This window comes from Shewanella schlegeliana (genome assembly GCF_016765635.1).
GTDB lineage: Bacteria > Pseudomonadota > Gammaproteobacteria > Enterobacterales > Shewanellaceae > Shewanella > Shewanella schlegeliana.
Window position 1 is genome coordinate 235621 of sequence record NZ_JAESVD010000001.1, and the last position, 12347, is coordinate 247967.

General features: G+C 46.5%; 12 protein-coding genes. 7 read left to right on the forward strand and 5 right to left on the reverse strand.

What is annotated here, in order from left to right; genetic code table 11:
* Positions 1-2: 2 nt before the first annotated feature.
* Complete coding sequence (gene mfd, locus JMA39_RS01095) at positions 3-3476, reverse strand: transcription-repair coupling factor (protein WP_202719997.1); 3474 nt, start codon at positions 3474-3476, stop codon at positions 3-5.
* 89 nt (positions 3477-3565) lie between these two features.
* The gene (locus JMA39_RS01100; protein ID WP_202719998.1) at positions 3566-4150 is read right to left on the reverse strand and encodes a hypothetical protein; all 585 of its coding nucleotides are present in this window, start codon (positions 4148-4150) and stop codon (positions 3566-3568) included.
* 230 nt (positions 4151-4380) lie between these two features.
* Between JMA39_RS01100 and JMA39_RS01105 the strand changes: the two genes are divergently transcribed.
* The 3 genes from JMA39_RS01105 to lolE are packed head-to-tail and all read left to right on the forward strand — an operon-like array spanning position 4381 to position 7585.
* Positions 4381-5604 (forward strand): lipoprotein-releasing ABC transporter permease subunit, encoded by a 1224-nt coding sequence (locus JMA39_RS01105; RefSeq protein ID WP_202719999.1) that lies wholly within the window; start codon positions 4381-4383, stop codon positions 5602-5604.
* Positions 5605-5636: 32 nt separating this feature from the next.
* Positions 5637-6335 carry a lipoprotein-releasing ABC transporter ATP-binding protein LolD gene (gene lolD, locus JMA39_RS01110; RefSeq protein ID WP_237732520.1) on the forward strand — a complete coding sequence of 233 codons (699 nt, stop codon included), beginning with the start codon at positions 5637-5639 and terminating at the stop codon, positions 6333-6335.
* Positions 6332-7585, forward strand: a complete 1254-nt coding sequence (lolE, locus tag JMA39_RS01115) for a lipoprotein-releasing ABC transporter permease subunit LolE (protein WP_202720001.1) — start codon at positions 6332-6334, stop codon at positions 7583-7585. The genes lolD and lolE overlap by 4 nt, the downstream gene beginning before the upstream one ends.
* Before the next feature lie 95 nt (positions 7586-7680).
* On the opposite strand, the gene JMA39_RS01120 is transcribed toward lolE, so the two are convergent.
* On the reverse strand, positions 7681-8061 hold the full coding sequence (locus JMA39_RS01120; RefSeq protein WP_202720002.1) for a SpoIIAA family protein: 381 nt from the start codon (positions 8059-8061) through the stop codon (positions 7681-7683).
* Between the two features lie 241 nt (positions 8062-8302).
* Between JMA39_RS01120 and JMA39_RS01125 the strand changes: the two genes are divergently transcribed.
* The 3 genes from JMA39_RS01125 to JMA39_RS01135 all read left to right on the forward strand — a co-directional run bounded on the left by JMA39_RS01125 (position 8303) and on the right by JMA39_RS01135 (position 9987).
* On the forward strand, positions 8303-9217 hold the full coding sequence (locus tag JMA39_RS01125; RefSeq protein ID WP_202720003.1) for a M14 family metallopeptidase: 915 nt from the start codon (positions 8303-8305) through the stop codon (positions 9215-9217).
* 196 nt (positions 9218-9413) lie between these two features.
* A complete protein-coding gene (locus JMA39_RS01130; RefSeq protein ID WP_202720004.1) occupies positions 9414-9626 on the forward strand; it encodes a hypothetical protein in 213 nt (70 codons plus the stop codon).
* A gap of 82 nt (positions 9627-9708) precedes the next feature.
* A complete protein-coding gene (locus JMA39_RS01135) occupies positions 9709-9987 on the forward strand; it encodes a hypothetical protein (protein ID WP_202720005.1) in 279 nt (92 codons plus the stop codon).
* Positions 9988-10102: 115 nt separating this feature from the next.
* Here JMA39_RS01135 and JMA39_RS01140 read toward each other — a convergent pair whose 3' ends face one another.
* Both JMA39_RS01140 and JMA39_RS01145 read right to left on the reverse strand, forming a co-directional pair.
* Entirely contained in the window at positions 10103-10663 is a 561-nt protein-coding gene (locus tag JMA39_RS01140; RefSeq protein ID WP_202720006.1) for a VOC family protein, read from the reverse strand.
* 79 nt (positions 10664-10742) lie between these two features.
* A complete protein-coding gene (locus JMA39_RS01145) occupies positions 10743-11258 on the reverse strand; it encodes a L,D-transpeptidase family protein (RefSeq protein ID WP_202720007.1) in 516 nt (171 codons plus the stop codon).
* Positions 11259-11469: 211 nt separating this feature from the next.
* Between JMA39_RS01145 and JMA39_RS01150 the strand changes: the two genes are divergently transcribed.
* Positions 11470-12303 carry an ion transporter gene (locus JMA39_RS01150; RefSeq protein WP_202720008.1) on the forward strand — a complete coding sequence of 278 codons (834 nt, stop codon included), beginning with the start codon at positions 11470-11472 and terminating at the stop codon, positions 12301-12303.
* Positions 12304-12347: the final 44 nt, after the last annotated feature.

Genomic DNA, 12347 nt, shown 5'->3' on the forward strand with positions numbered 1-12347 from the left:
GATTATTCTCCAAGACGATGTTGAAACAACTGCTCAATTAACAGTTTTAGTAATGCGAGCCTATCTTTCGCTGTTTCAGAAGGCATAGCAAATTTTAGCTTATTGGGCCCGTCCATTCGATATACTTGGGGCTGGCTTTGTAGTAAACCGATGATAAAGGTTGGATCAACCTGATTGTTTTCACCGAACTCTATACTACCACCTTTCGCGTGCATTTCGATTTTTCTTAAGCCTAACTGTGTGGCCAAGTGCTTATAAAGTGTCATTTCCATCAAGTTTTTGGTGGCATCGGGCAACATACCGAAGCGGTCAATCAACTCAACCTTCATTTCGTCGAGTGCTTTTGCAGTCTCGCAGTTAGCTATTCGCTTATATAGCGAGAGACGAATATTCACGTCGCCAACGTAATCTTCAGGCAGCAGTGCTGGGATGCGTAGCTCAATCTCACACTGGTGACGCAGCATCTGGTTTAATGACGGCTCTTTACCTTGTTTAAGTGATTTCACCGCATCTTCTAACATCTCCATATAGAGGGTAAAACCAATCTTGGAGATATGACCGCTCTGCTCATCGCCAAGCAGTTCACCGGCGCCACGAATTTCTAAATCTTGGGTGGCAAGCATAAAGCCTGCACCGAGATCTTCTAACGCACCGATGGCTTCTAGACGCTTACGGGCATCTTTAGTCATACGTTTGGGGTGAGGAGTCATCAAATAAGCGTAAGCTTGATGATGAGAGCGCCCCACGCGGCCACGTAACTGATGTAGTTGTGCCAGACCAAAGTTATCGGCACGCTCAATGACGATAGTGTTAGCCGACGGTACGTCGATACCTGTTTCTATGATGGTGGTACAGACCAGCACGTTAAAGCGCTGATGATAAAAATCGGACATCACCCGCTCAAGCTCACGTTCACGCATCTGACCATGGGCGGTCACGACTCGCGCCTCTGGCAGTAACTCACTTATCTCTGCCGCACGCTTTTCGATGGTTTCGACACTATTGTGCAGGAAGTAGACTTGGCCGCCTCTTAATATTTCACGCAGTAGAGCCTCGCGAATGGTGGCTTCATCGTACTCTCTAACAAAGGTCTTTACCGCGAGTCGTTTTGCCGGGGGAGTAGCGATAATCGACAGATCACGCATACCCGACATCGCCATATTCAATGTACGAGGAATAGGCGTGGCCGTTAAGGTTAAGATATCGACATTGGCTCTGAGGGCCTTGATCTTCTCTTTCTGCCTTACACCGAAACGGTGTTCTTCATCGATGATGAGCAAGCCCAGATTCTCGAACTTGGCTTCCGATTGCAGCAGCTTGTGAGTTCCTATCACGATATCGACCTTGCCATCGAGCAGGTCTTTCATCACTTGAGTCTGCTCTTTTGCCGTCTTAAAGCGTGACATCACTTCAATCTTAAATGGCCAGTCGGCAAAACGGTCTTTAAAGTTCTCGTAATGCTGCTGAGCGAGCAGGGTGGTCGGCACTAAGATGGCGACTTGTTTGCCGTCATTAACTGCGACAAAGGCGGCGCGCATCGCCACTTCAGTCTTACCGAAGCCCACATCACCACAAACGAGTCTATCCATCGCCGTTGGCGAGCGCATATCTTCAAGGACCGCTTCGATGGCTGTTTCTTGGTCAACGGTCTCTTCATAGGGAAAACTGTTGGCGAACTGTGCGTACTCTTCCTGATCGATTCGACAAGCCTCGCCCGGGCGAGCCTGTCTGCGTGCATACACATCGAGCAGTTCTGCGGCCACATCACGAATTTTCTCAACCGCTTTTTTCTTTGCTTTGGCCCAGCTTTCATTACCGAGCTTGTTAAGGGTTGCCTCCTCATCGGGGCCTACGCTGTAGCGACTAATTAAATGCAGTGAACCAACAGGCACATAGAGTTTATCGCCACCAGAGTATTCAAGGACCAAATATTCGGCCACTAGGCCGCCAGTGTCTAAGGTTTCTAGACCCTGATAGCGCGCCACACCATGGTCTAAATGGACTATGGGTTGGCCTACCTTTAGCTCGGCAAGGTTTTTAACTAAGGCATCGGAGCTTATCTGGCGCTGTTTATCTCGGCGACGACGCTGAGAGATGCGTTGACCAAAGAGCTCTGTCTCACAAATAAGCGCAAACTTACCACCGGTTTTCTTCTCAATGAAACAGCCTTGAGCAAGAGGAGAAACGATAAGCCCCACTTTTGCCTTGCTGGCAACAAATTCATCGAAATGATTAAACATCTTTGGCTTGATACTTATCTTGCCAAGCAGCTCTAACAGGGCTTCTCTGCGCCCTTCAGACTCGGCACTAAACAGCATACGTTCCCCAAGGGATGCGTACTTTTCAAGCTCAACCAAGGGTTGTTTGAGCTTATGGTTGGCGCAGAGGTCTGGCAGTTTACTGGCCTTGGCATGAGATGCTGTCCCTGTGTAGGCTTCATCTTTAAGACCAAAGCGAGGAAAACCTTTAAAAGCCGAGAAGATTTGCTCAGTCAGCAGGTATAACTCTTGCGGCGTGAGTAGCGGCCTTAATGGGTCGACTCGTCTGTCTTGGTAACGCGTCTCTACCTCGTTAAGGTGTGAGTGGGTTGCCGCTTCAATATCGCCTAAGGTGATAAGCTGAGTATTACCCGGGAGGTAATCAAAAAGGGTGGCAGTTTCATCAAAAAACAGCGGCAGGTAGTTTTCAATACCCGCAGGCATGGTCTTCTTGCTGACCATCTGATAAATCGAGCCCGGCTCTTTAACCAACACCTCAAAGCGGCGGCGGTATCTTTGTCTAAAGCCTTCAATCGCCGCGTCATCGGTAGGGAACTCTTTCGCCGGAAGCAGACGAATGGCATCGATCTCTTTGCTAGAACGCTGAGTCTCAGGATCAAAATGACGGATAGTTTCTACTTCATCGTCGAATAACTCGATGCGATAAGGCTGGCTCGAACCCATAGGGAAAATATCGATAATCGAGCCACGCACAGCAAACTCACCGTGTTCATAGACCTGCTCAACCACGTGATAGCCGGTATTTATTAACTGTTCGCGCACATCTAACAGACGATACTTATCGCCTTTTTCCAGCATCAAGACGTTACCAGTTAGGAATGATTGTGGCGGCAGGCGTACCATCAAGGTGGTGATAGGGACTATCACTACCGCGTGTTGCGCTTGGGGAATACGCGATAATGCTTCTAGACGCTGAGATACCAGATCTTGGTGCGGTGAGAAGCTGTCGTAAGGAAGTGTTTCTCTATCGGGAAAAAGCCAAATCGGTATTGATTGCTCGCTAAGCAGGTAGCTTAGCTCAGCATCAAGAGTGATTGCCGTCGGTGTATCAGCTGTCACCACTAGGGTGACACCTAAATGCTGCTTGGCAATATTTGCGATGGTCAGCGCTTGTGCTGCGCCGCCTAGTGTACACAGCGTTCGTGCCAATTTGGCACTCTTGACCGCTGGTGGAGTCAATACAGAGAAAGCATTCATTAAGGCGAGGAAACAAGTCCAATAGCAGTAAACTTGCTAAGTATTGTAGAGGCTTGTTTCAGCTCATGCCAGTGAAAATTCTTTTTGGCTTAGCGGGATAACTGTCGTAGCTTGAGTTGTTTTTGCTGCAAAGTCAGGCTTGCTTTGACTAACTGCTCAACGTCGTTATCTTGGATAACGCAAAAGCTTAGCTCCACGGCGTATTGCGTAGTGGATTGTGCGTCAGTAGCTTCGAGTAGTGAGCAGCTTGTGACTTTTGCAAAGCAGAGCAGGGCGACAAGCTCCTCTTTAATATGCAGTGTCACCTGAAACACCTGTCCTAGCTCTAGGGGAGTAGGGCTCACAAGAGTAATGCCACTGCCGCCAAACTGTTTGCCGATGTAGTGAGTACCTTCATACTCCTCTTTCGCCATAATGTGTTGTAATACCATATCGATTTTGCGCGACTGCAGTTTTAAAAACTCCACCACGGTTTTGGCATCGTCATCGAGGTGGCGTAATTGCAACAGACAATCTGATTCGAGGGCTTTTACGTCACTAATCAGTTGTAAACTTGTCGGCAGCATCAAGCCGAGCTGCTCAACTAACGGAAGCGGTTTAGCACTGTCCCAAGGACTCAAATAGACATCAAATGGGTGATTAATACTAAAATAGGCGGTAGAGTCAGTTAACAAGGGTATTGCCTCTTGTTTTTAGGGGGCTAATACCCCTATTATCGTGCGCATCTTTATGATTTAGCAAGGTTAGACACACAAATGTCTTAGTACCGAGAGGAAATTGAGGCTTTTTTGTGAACTGCTGAGTGTATTCTTATCCTGTTTTGCGGGACGAGGGCAATGATTTCGATGGTTTTTTGTTAATCGATATTGCACTTAGCTTAAGTGGATTTTATTTGGGTTTCTTAATGAATTTCTCATTATCGTTTTATATTGGTTACCGCTACTGGCGTTCTCGTAAAGCCAACGCATTTGCGTCGTTCATCACTCTCTTTTCTGTGTCTGGTATTTTACTCGGTGTGGCGGCATTGATCCTTGTTAGTTCGGTGATGAACGGCTTAGAAAATCAACTTAAACTGCGGATCTTAGGCGCTGTACCACAATTAACCGTGCATTCTCAAACGCCAATCGAGAATTGGCCAAAGCAAGTTGACAAGCTAAGTCAACTGCCCGGCGTTCAAGGTGCAACACCGAGTATATCGACTCAGGCAATGGTGCAGTCGCCGAGTAATATTGGTGCCGCCCAAGTCTATGGTATCTATCCTGACCAAGAAAAAGCCCTGCTTAATACCACTAAGCGCGTCTACTCTGGCAATTTTGATGCACTAGAGTCGGGTAAATACCGGATCATTTTAGGCGCTGAGCTTGCGCGCAAGCTCGATGTTGCCCCTGGCGACAAAATTCGCGTTCTCAGCGGCGATGGCGTGGTCTATTCGCCTTTAGGGCCGGTGCCGAGTCAGCGTAAGTTCACTGTGGCTGGCGTCTTTGAGATGGGCTCTCAAGTGGATGCGACTCTGGCTTACGTTCACCATGATGATGCACAAAGGCTGATGCGCCAAAAGGCTGGAGAGGTTAAAGAGCTTCGTCTATATCTTGATGATCCCTTTAATGCCGCCAAGATAGCCCCTGAAGTGGTGGCGCAATTTGCAACGCCCGTGACCACCACAGACTGGCGTGATACCTATGGTCACCTGTTTGGGGCGGTGAAGATGGAAAAGAACATGATGTCCTTGATGCTCAGTCTGATTATCGCCGTTGCAGCCTTTAATATTGTATCGGCCTTGGTGATGATGGTCGTCGATAAAACCACTGATGTGGCGGTACTTAAGACTCAAGGATTAACAACGGCGAATGTGATGGGCATTTTTATGATCCAAGGCTCGCTCAATGCCGTTATTGGTCTTATCTTCGGTGTGGTGGTGGGGACTTTACTTACCCTAAATTTAAACACCATTACTCAGGCACTTGGGATTTCCATCTTAGGAGCGGGTCAAAATTTACCTGTACAGCTTGAATTGAGCCAGTTGACGTGGATTGTTGTCGGCACACTAGCGATGACATTGCTTGCCACTATTTACCCTGCGATAAGAGCTGCCAGTGTGCAGCCTGCGACCGCGCTTAGGTATGAGTAAGCGAAGAATAAGATATGAATAGCGAGTTAAAAATGAATCAAGAATTACTGCTGCAAGTCAGTCATGTTAGTAAACGTTATCAAGAAGGCTCGGTCGATACAGAGGTTCTACATGACGTAGAGCTGCAGGTCTTTAAAGGTGAGCAACTGGCGATTGTCGGCAGTTCAGGCTCCGGCAAGAGTACCTTGCTACATATTATGGGGACGCTAGATAGCCCGACCAGTGGCTGTGTGACTATGCTTGGTGAAGATCTTTATAAGCTATCGAGCCAGCGCCAAGCGCAGGTGCGTAATGAGTACTTGGGCTTTATCTATCAGTTTCATCACCTGCTACCTGAATTTACCGCCCTTGAAAACGTCTCTATGCCAGCACTTATTCAAGGCCAGAGTCGCAAGCAGGTAGAGGCGAAGGCAAAATCACTGCTTGAGCGTGTCGGACTCGGACATAGATTAAGCCATACTCCCTCAGAGATGTCTGGCGGTGAACGCCAACGTGTGGCGATTGCCAGAGCACTGATTAACGATCCTAAGCTGGTGTTAGCCGATGAACCTACAGGTAACCTCGATGCTAATAGCGGTGAAGCCGTATATGAGCTGATCACCGAGCTTGCCGCCCAGCTAGGCACTGCATTTGTAGTAGTGACTCATGATCAAAGCTTAGCCGCGAGAATGGATCGGCAGCTGCATATGAAAGATGGCCGTCTAGTGCAAGCTGAGGAGCTTAACGCATGAGAGCGTTGTTAGCGATGTGGGTCGGCTGGCGCTTTTACTTCGCCCGCCAATCGAATCGATTTATTAGCTTTATCTCCTTCGCTTCAACGGCGGGGATTGCCCTTGGTGTGGCAGTGCTAATCGTGGTGTTGTCGGCCATGAACGGCTTTGAAAAAGAGTTAGAGCAGCGTTTGCTAGGAGTCGTATCCCACGGTGAGCTTATTGGCGTTAATGAGCCTATTCACCAATGGCAATCTATTGTGGCCGATGCTAATAAGGTGCCCGGGATTGTCGCTGCGGCACCGTTTGTGCGCATGCAGGGACTTGTGCAAAAAGTCGGTGGATTTCAAGGTATTACGGTACTTGGTATCGATGTTGATAGTGAGGACAAAGTCTCCAATATTAAGCAGTTTATGTCGGCAGAGAGTTGGCAGAGCCTAGCTCAGCAGGGCAGTAATAATATCGTCTTGGGTAAAGGCTTAGCAAAGAGTCTCGATTTAAAAGTGGGCCAGTCTCTTAGCCTATATATGCCTAATATTAATAGTCGGTCACAAAGTAAAATTGGTGCGGCAAAGAGCTATCGTTTCGTGGTATCGGGGATCTTTGAGCTCGGCGGCGAACTAGACATGAGCACCGCCTATATTCCGATGCAATATGCGGCAAAGATCTTGAAGTTAGGTGACAGCGTGACAGGCGTGCGGATCAAAGTGGACGATGTGTTTGCTGCCCCAAGGCTTATTCGTGATCTGGGCTATAGCCAGCAGCAATATGTGTATATCTCTGACTGGACTCGCACTCAGGGGCACCTTTATCAAGATATTCAGCTAGTGCGCATGGTAATGTACTTAGTGCTGGCGTTAGTGATTGCGGTGGCTTGCTTTAATATCGTATCGACTCTAGTGATGGCGGTTAGGGACAAGCAGTCAGAAATTGCAATCTTGCTTACTATGGGCATGAAAAAAGCCTCAGTTATGCTGATCTTTATCGTCCAGGGGGCGTTTAATGGCGTTTTAGGCTGTGCTATCGGCGGAGTATTAGGCACAATTATTGCGCTGAACTTAAGTGCGATAGCTCGTGGCATCGAGTCTTTATTTGGTATTCAGCTGTTATCGGCCGATGTCTATTTTATTGACTTTTTACCCTCGCAGCTTAAGGGCGGCGATGTGGTGACCGTCATCGCGCTAGCCTTTGTCATGAGCGTTATTGCGACCCTGTATCCCGCATGGAAGGCCAGCCAGACTCCGCCAGCGAGAGCATTAGCGGGTCGGTAAAGAGCTTACTGTTATTGATAAAAAAGCCAGCATCCGCTGGCTTTTTATCATTAGTTACAGGAATGACTCCTAATTAAAGTGCTATTGATTCCGTATTATTGGTGAAGCCAAACTAGCGCTTCGGACTCATTGTCAAAGTAACGAGTCTCTCCGGCGATAAACCAATTCCCCATTTTTGAGGCTAGCTCTTGCCAACCCTTATTGCCATAAAGTGCAATCTTGACGAACTGATTACCGTGTTTTAATCCCAGCTTAAAATCATCCCATGCGGCGCTGAGCTCCCAGCCCTCAAGCTCAGTCGCATCGAAAAGCACCTTGATTTTTGGGTGCTTAACTTCAGCTAGTGCAGAATCGATGACTGGAGTCATGGCAAGGTAATCGCTATGGGTGAGTTTGCCTTTGGCTTTGAGGGAGAGAAAGAATTCATCATTCATTCTCTCTATACCGATGGAAAAACCGTGTCTTAAGGCTGTCATTTTAATTCTCCTTGATAGGTAATGCGCGTCATATGGTATTTATTGATTTGATAACACTAGCGCCATGAAAATGAATCCAGATAACTAATCTAGATAACGGCATTGATATCGATGAATATCACGTTTATGCTTTCGGGCGAATTTAATTTCGCCTGTTTAGCTATATGGTTAGATGGCATTGGGTAATTAGTTATTAGGTATAGAAGAGCTTGGAGCGAAAACCAAGTCAGAAGGAATAATAATGGATCAGCAAGCATATTCAATCGGTGTCAAAGGCCAAAAATGGGGCGAGGCTGAAAAGGCACAGTGGTTTAACGCCCAAGAGTTCAAACGCTCCTATCAAGAGCAAGTCGTGACCAAGATCCTCGCGTTAAAGGACCGTTTTGAGGTTGAGCAATATGGCGCGCTTTCCTACGATGTTGAGCGCTATCCACTGTTTGCTGTGAAGTCGTTAAACTGGGATATGAGCAAGCCTACCATTTTGGTGACAGGTGGCGTTCACGGCTACGAAACCAGTGGTGTGCAAGGCGCGATTCGTTTTATCGAGACTAAAGCTGCTGATTATGCAAAGCATTTTAATATTCTAGTGGCGCCTTGTATCAGCCCTTGGGGCTATGAAACTATCAATCGCTGGAACCCAAAAGCCGTCGACCCTAACCGCTCTTTCTATCAAGATAGTCCTGCCGAGGAGTCCGCAGCCTTGATGAAGCTGCTTGCGGGTTTAGGAGTCGAGATTTTTGCTCATATCGATCTACATGAAACCACGGATACCGATAACAGCGAATTTAGACCTGCATTGGCGGCACGTGACGCGGTGGAGCACACCAACTGGAACATCCCTGATGGGTTTTATTTAGTCGGTGATACCGTCAATCCACAAGATGCATTTCAAACAGCAATGATAAAATCCGTAGAGCAGGTAACTCATATTGCGCCCGCCGATGACTCCGGTAAGTTAATTGGCGTCGAGCTAGCTCAGTTTGGGGTGATTAACTACGCGACTAAAGCGTTAGGTTTATGTGCGGGTGTGAGCGATGCAAAATATGTCACCACCACCGAAGTCTACCCAGATAGCCCATTGGTCGATGATGAGAACTGCATACTCGCCCAAGTCGCAGCGGTCACAGGCGGACTGGATTACTTGCTAACGCTGTAATCACGACTCTTTGTTCAATTCAGCGAAGTGAACAGCTTTGCTACAAAGGCCTCGTCATTTAGATGAGGCTTTTTTATTACTATTTTTTATGATTATCTCTAGTTAGCTTGAAGCATTATGATTGAAATGAAAGGATGTTTACAGTTAACATCTTTGCTACAAAAAATAAAATGACCAAGCAAAAGGAAATTTGCAAATGAGCATCAATGCGACACTTTTTGGTCAATTTATCTTGCTGATATTGTTAATGGCAATGTTAGTGATTGGCGGGATAAGCTTCTATCTAGGCAAACGTAAAACTACGAACCCCATTCTTGTTTCGATAATTGGCGCTCTGTTGGCAATCATTCCACCGCTAGGAATGATCTATGTCGCTGCGTTAGCATTTAAAAAAGACACCCAAGACTAGAGCTGAAAATGGAAGTAGCTGATAACAGGTGGTTAAGCTGATAGTTGTTTAAAAATAAGCACAAATAAGCAAGGAAAGCATGATGAGAGTATTTAAAGCGTTCTGGTTTTGGTTTGGCTTAGTCGCCTGTCCAGTGATTTTTATCGCTAGTGTCTTTAATACCGGGCGTTTATTTGGTTACCTAATGTTTAGCGAGCAGGCTTATACTCAGGGCCTCTCTCAAGCCCTAAGTGGTAGTAATGACGGAATTGAGTTGCTGATCACCATAAGTCTTGGGATTTGTGCCTTTTCAGAATTTATGCGCTCTTTTTATCAACTTAAGGTGAGGTTTGCGATTAAGCGAACCTCGAATCTTGATTAAGTATGTTTCCCGATACCTTATTATTCTTATCTTTTGAATAAGAAAAGCGCTTATTCTGGCTGTAGACTTGATAGAACCTAGAACCTAGAACCTAGAACCTAGAACCTAGAACACCTTATTCCGCTTCCGAAGCGATCACCGCTTTAATGCCGTGTGCGTGTACCTTGACGCAAATGCCATCTTTCTTAAACGCGATAGTCGGGTTCGCTAGGCGCTCTTTATCGCCTTTAGGTGAACTTAGCTTCACTTTAATGTCTGTTTCGCCGGCCAAAACAGGTGCAAGTTGAGGCGCATGCTCAAGTAATGCTTGGCTGAGTGTGTCGCAATCTTGAGCATTACAGTCGAGTACCAGCTCAATATGTTCCCAACCTTCGACTGGGTAAACCTTGTCGCTTGGGTAGGGTAGCTCGATGCACTCGATAGCGCTTGTTCCCATCATCAAAGGCTTATCTAGTTCAATTATCAGAATTGGACGGCCATTAATCATGTTGTCTGAAATAATCTTGCCTACGTTTGCAAAAGCGTGACGAAGTTCATCCGCCGCTTGTACGCTATTGACGCGCAGTGCGCTGTGGTCACATATCAGTCCGAGTGAGTCTAGACCTAATTCTTGAGTAAACGCTTGTATGCGCTGGCTAAATGTTGGCCAGCTACTGATTAATTCTTGGTATGTCATAGGGTGCCTTAAAGCAAAATGAGCATCTAATAAAAATGAGTGCTAAATGAGGTTGTTGAAATGGAGCGGAGAAAAGTGCTTAAGGCCAGATCTCTATCGGAGTGCCTTCATCAATTGCTCGCCAAAGCTCGTCCATTTCCGCATTGGTGACCGCAATACAACCGTCGGTCCAGTTATACATCTGGGCTTCTTCTGGGCTTAGACTAGAGTTGGGGTTCTCACCGTGGATCATGATCTGTCCACCCGGGCTGATGCCAAGCGCATCGGCGCGCAGACGGTCTTCATCATTAGGGTAAGAGATGCGAATAGCGCGATAGTAAGCACTATCAGACTTTTTAAAGTCCAATAGGTAACGGCCTTCAGGAGTACGCTGATCGCCTTCGGTGAGCTTATGGCCAACGGGGTTATCGCCCATGGCAATACGGTATTTCTTAAGCACTTTGCCTTGTCGCAGTAGCGTCATGCTCGCCTCTGATTTGGTGACGACCACTAAGTCGGCCTTGCCGCTAGTCATCGCGCTCGCGAAACTGGTCGTTGAAAAGAGGCTGCTTGTAATTAGTGTCAGCAAACTGAGTGATAAAACAATAAAGCGCATGAATAACCTTGAGCGAAAGAACTAAATATCGGTGAATGACAGGGTTTATCTTACCCTAAAATCTCGTCGGTGTTGACGCTAAAGATTAAGATTATTTTTGAGCTATTCCCCTATGCGTGTCACACTATTCAAACTATCTATTTTAAAACGTTGATTCGTCGGTTTTAACTCGGCGACTTCTTCGTCACTTTTGTAAGGAGTTGCTGTAATAATGGCAACAGAGAAAGATCCTGAGAGTTTATTAAAACTTAAGTTACGCCGAGTGATTTTCGGAACCGATACCCCTGCGGGACGGTATTTTGATATCAGTTTGATGATATGTATCGTGATGAGCGTGCTAATAGTGTTCCTCGATACCGTGGCTAAAGTGCATGAGCGTTATGGCGACATCATTGTCGTATTGGAGTGGTGCTTTACCGTTATCTTCACCATCGAGTACATATTAAGACTCTATTGCTCGGCAAAGCCGCTCAGTTATGCCAGAAGCTTCTATGGTGTGGTCGATCTGTTGTCAGTACTACCTTCATACTTAGCGCTGTTTTTCCCAGGTGCAAACTTTACTTTGGTGATTAGGATCCTACGTCTGTTTAGGATTTTCCGAGTATTAAAGTTACTGCGTTATTTAAGCGAAGGTAATCTGCTGCTGCGCGCCATGATGCAGTCGGGTCGTAAGGTCTTTATCTTCTTTTTCTCTGTCAGCCTTATAGTGGTCGTTTTGAGCGCCATTATGTATGTGGTTGAAGGGCCCAATAATGGCTTTAGTTCTATCCCCAAGTCGATTTACTGGACCATTGTGACCATTACAACAGTTGGTTACGGTGATATCACTCCGCAGACTCCATTAGGTCAAGCAATAGCGGCATTTACCATGTTATTGGGTTATTCGATCATTGCTATCCCAACAGGTATTTTAACCGCCGAAATATCTCAAGAAATAGGCCGTAGCCGCGATTTAAGACGTTGCAGCAACTGTCTTAAGGTTGGCCATGATCCTAATGCGCTTTACTGCGATCACTGCGGTAGTGAATTAGAGAGTGAGTTGTAAATATAAACATAGTTAAAAGGTTAGCCTGAGGCTAATAGAGGTGT

Coding starts and splice junctions, on each gene's coding strand:
- mfd (WP_202719997.1), bottom strand. CDS start 3,476: ATGAATGCTTTCTCTGTATTGACTCCACCAGCGGTCAAGAGTGCCAAA.
- JMA39_RS01105 (WP_202719999.1), top strand. CDS start 4,381: ATGAATTTCTCATTATCGTTTTATATTGGTTACCGCTACTGGCGTTCT.
- lolD (WP_237732520.1), top strand. CDS start 5,637: ATGAATCAAGAATTACTGCTGCAAGTCAGTCATGTTAGTAAACGTTAT.
- lolE (WP_202720001.1), top strand. CDS start 6,332: ATGAGAGCGTTGTTAGCGATGTGGGTCGGCTGGCGCTTTTACTTCGCC.
- JMA39_RS01120 (WP_202720002.1), bottom strand. CDS start 8,061: ATGACAGCCTTAAGACACGGTTTTTCCATCGGTATAGAGAGAATGAAT.
- JMA39_RS01125 (WP_202720003.1), top strand. CDS start 8,303: ATGGATCAGCAAGCATATTCAATCGGTGTCAAAGGCCAAAAATGGGGC.
- JMA39_RS01130 (WP_202720004.1), top strand. CDS start 9,414: ATGAGCATCAATGCGACACTTTTTGGTCAATTTATCTTGCTGATATTG.
- JMA39_RS01135 (WP_202720005.1), top strand. CDS start 9,709: ATGAGAGTATTTAAAGCGTTCTGGTTTTGGTTTGGCTTAGTCGCCTGT.
- JMA39_RS01140 (WP_202720006.1), bottom strand. CDS start 10,663: ATGACATACCAAGAATTAATCAGTAGCTGGCCAACATTTAGCCAGCGC.
- JMA39_RS01145 (WP_202720007.1), bottom strand. CDS start 11,258: ATGCGCTTTATTGTTTTATCACTCAGTTTGCTGACACTAATTACAAGC.
- JMA39_RS01150 (WP_202720008.1), top strand. CDS start 11,470: ATGGCAACAGAGAAAGATCCTGAGAGTTTATTAAAACTTAAGTTACGC.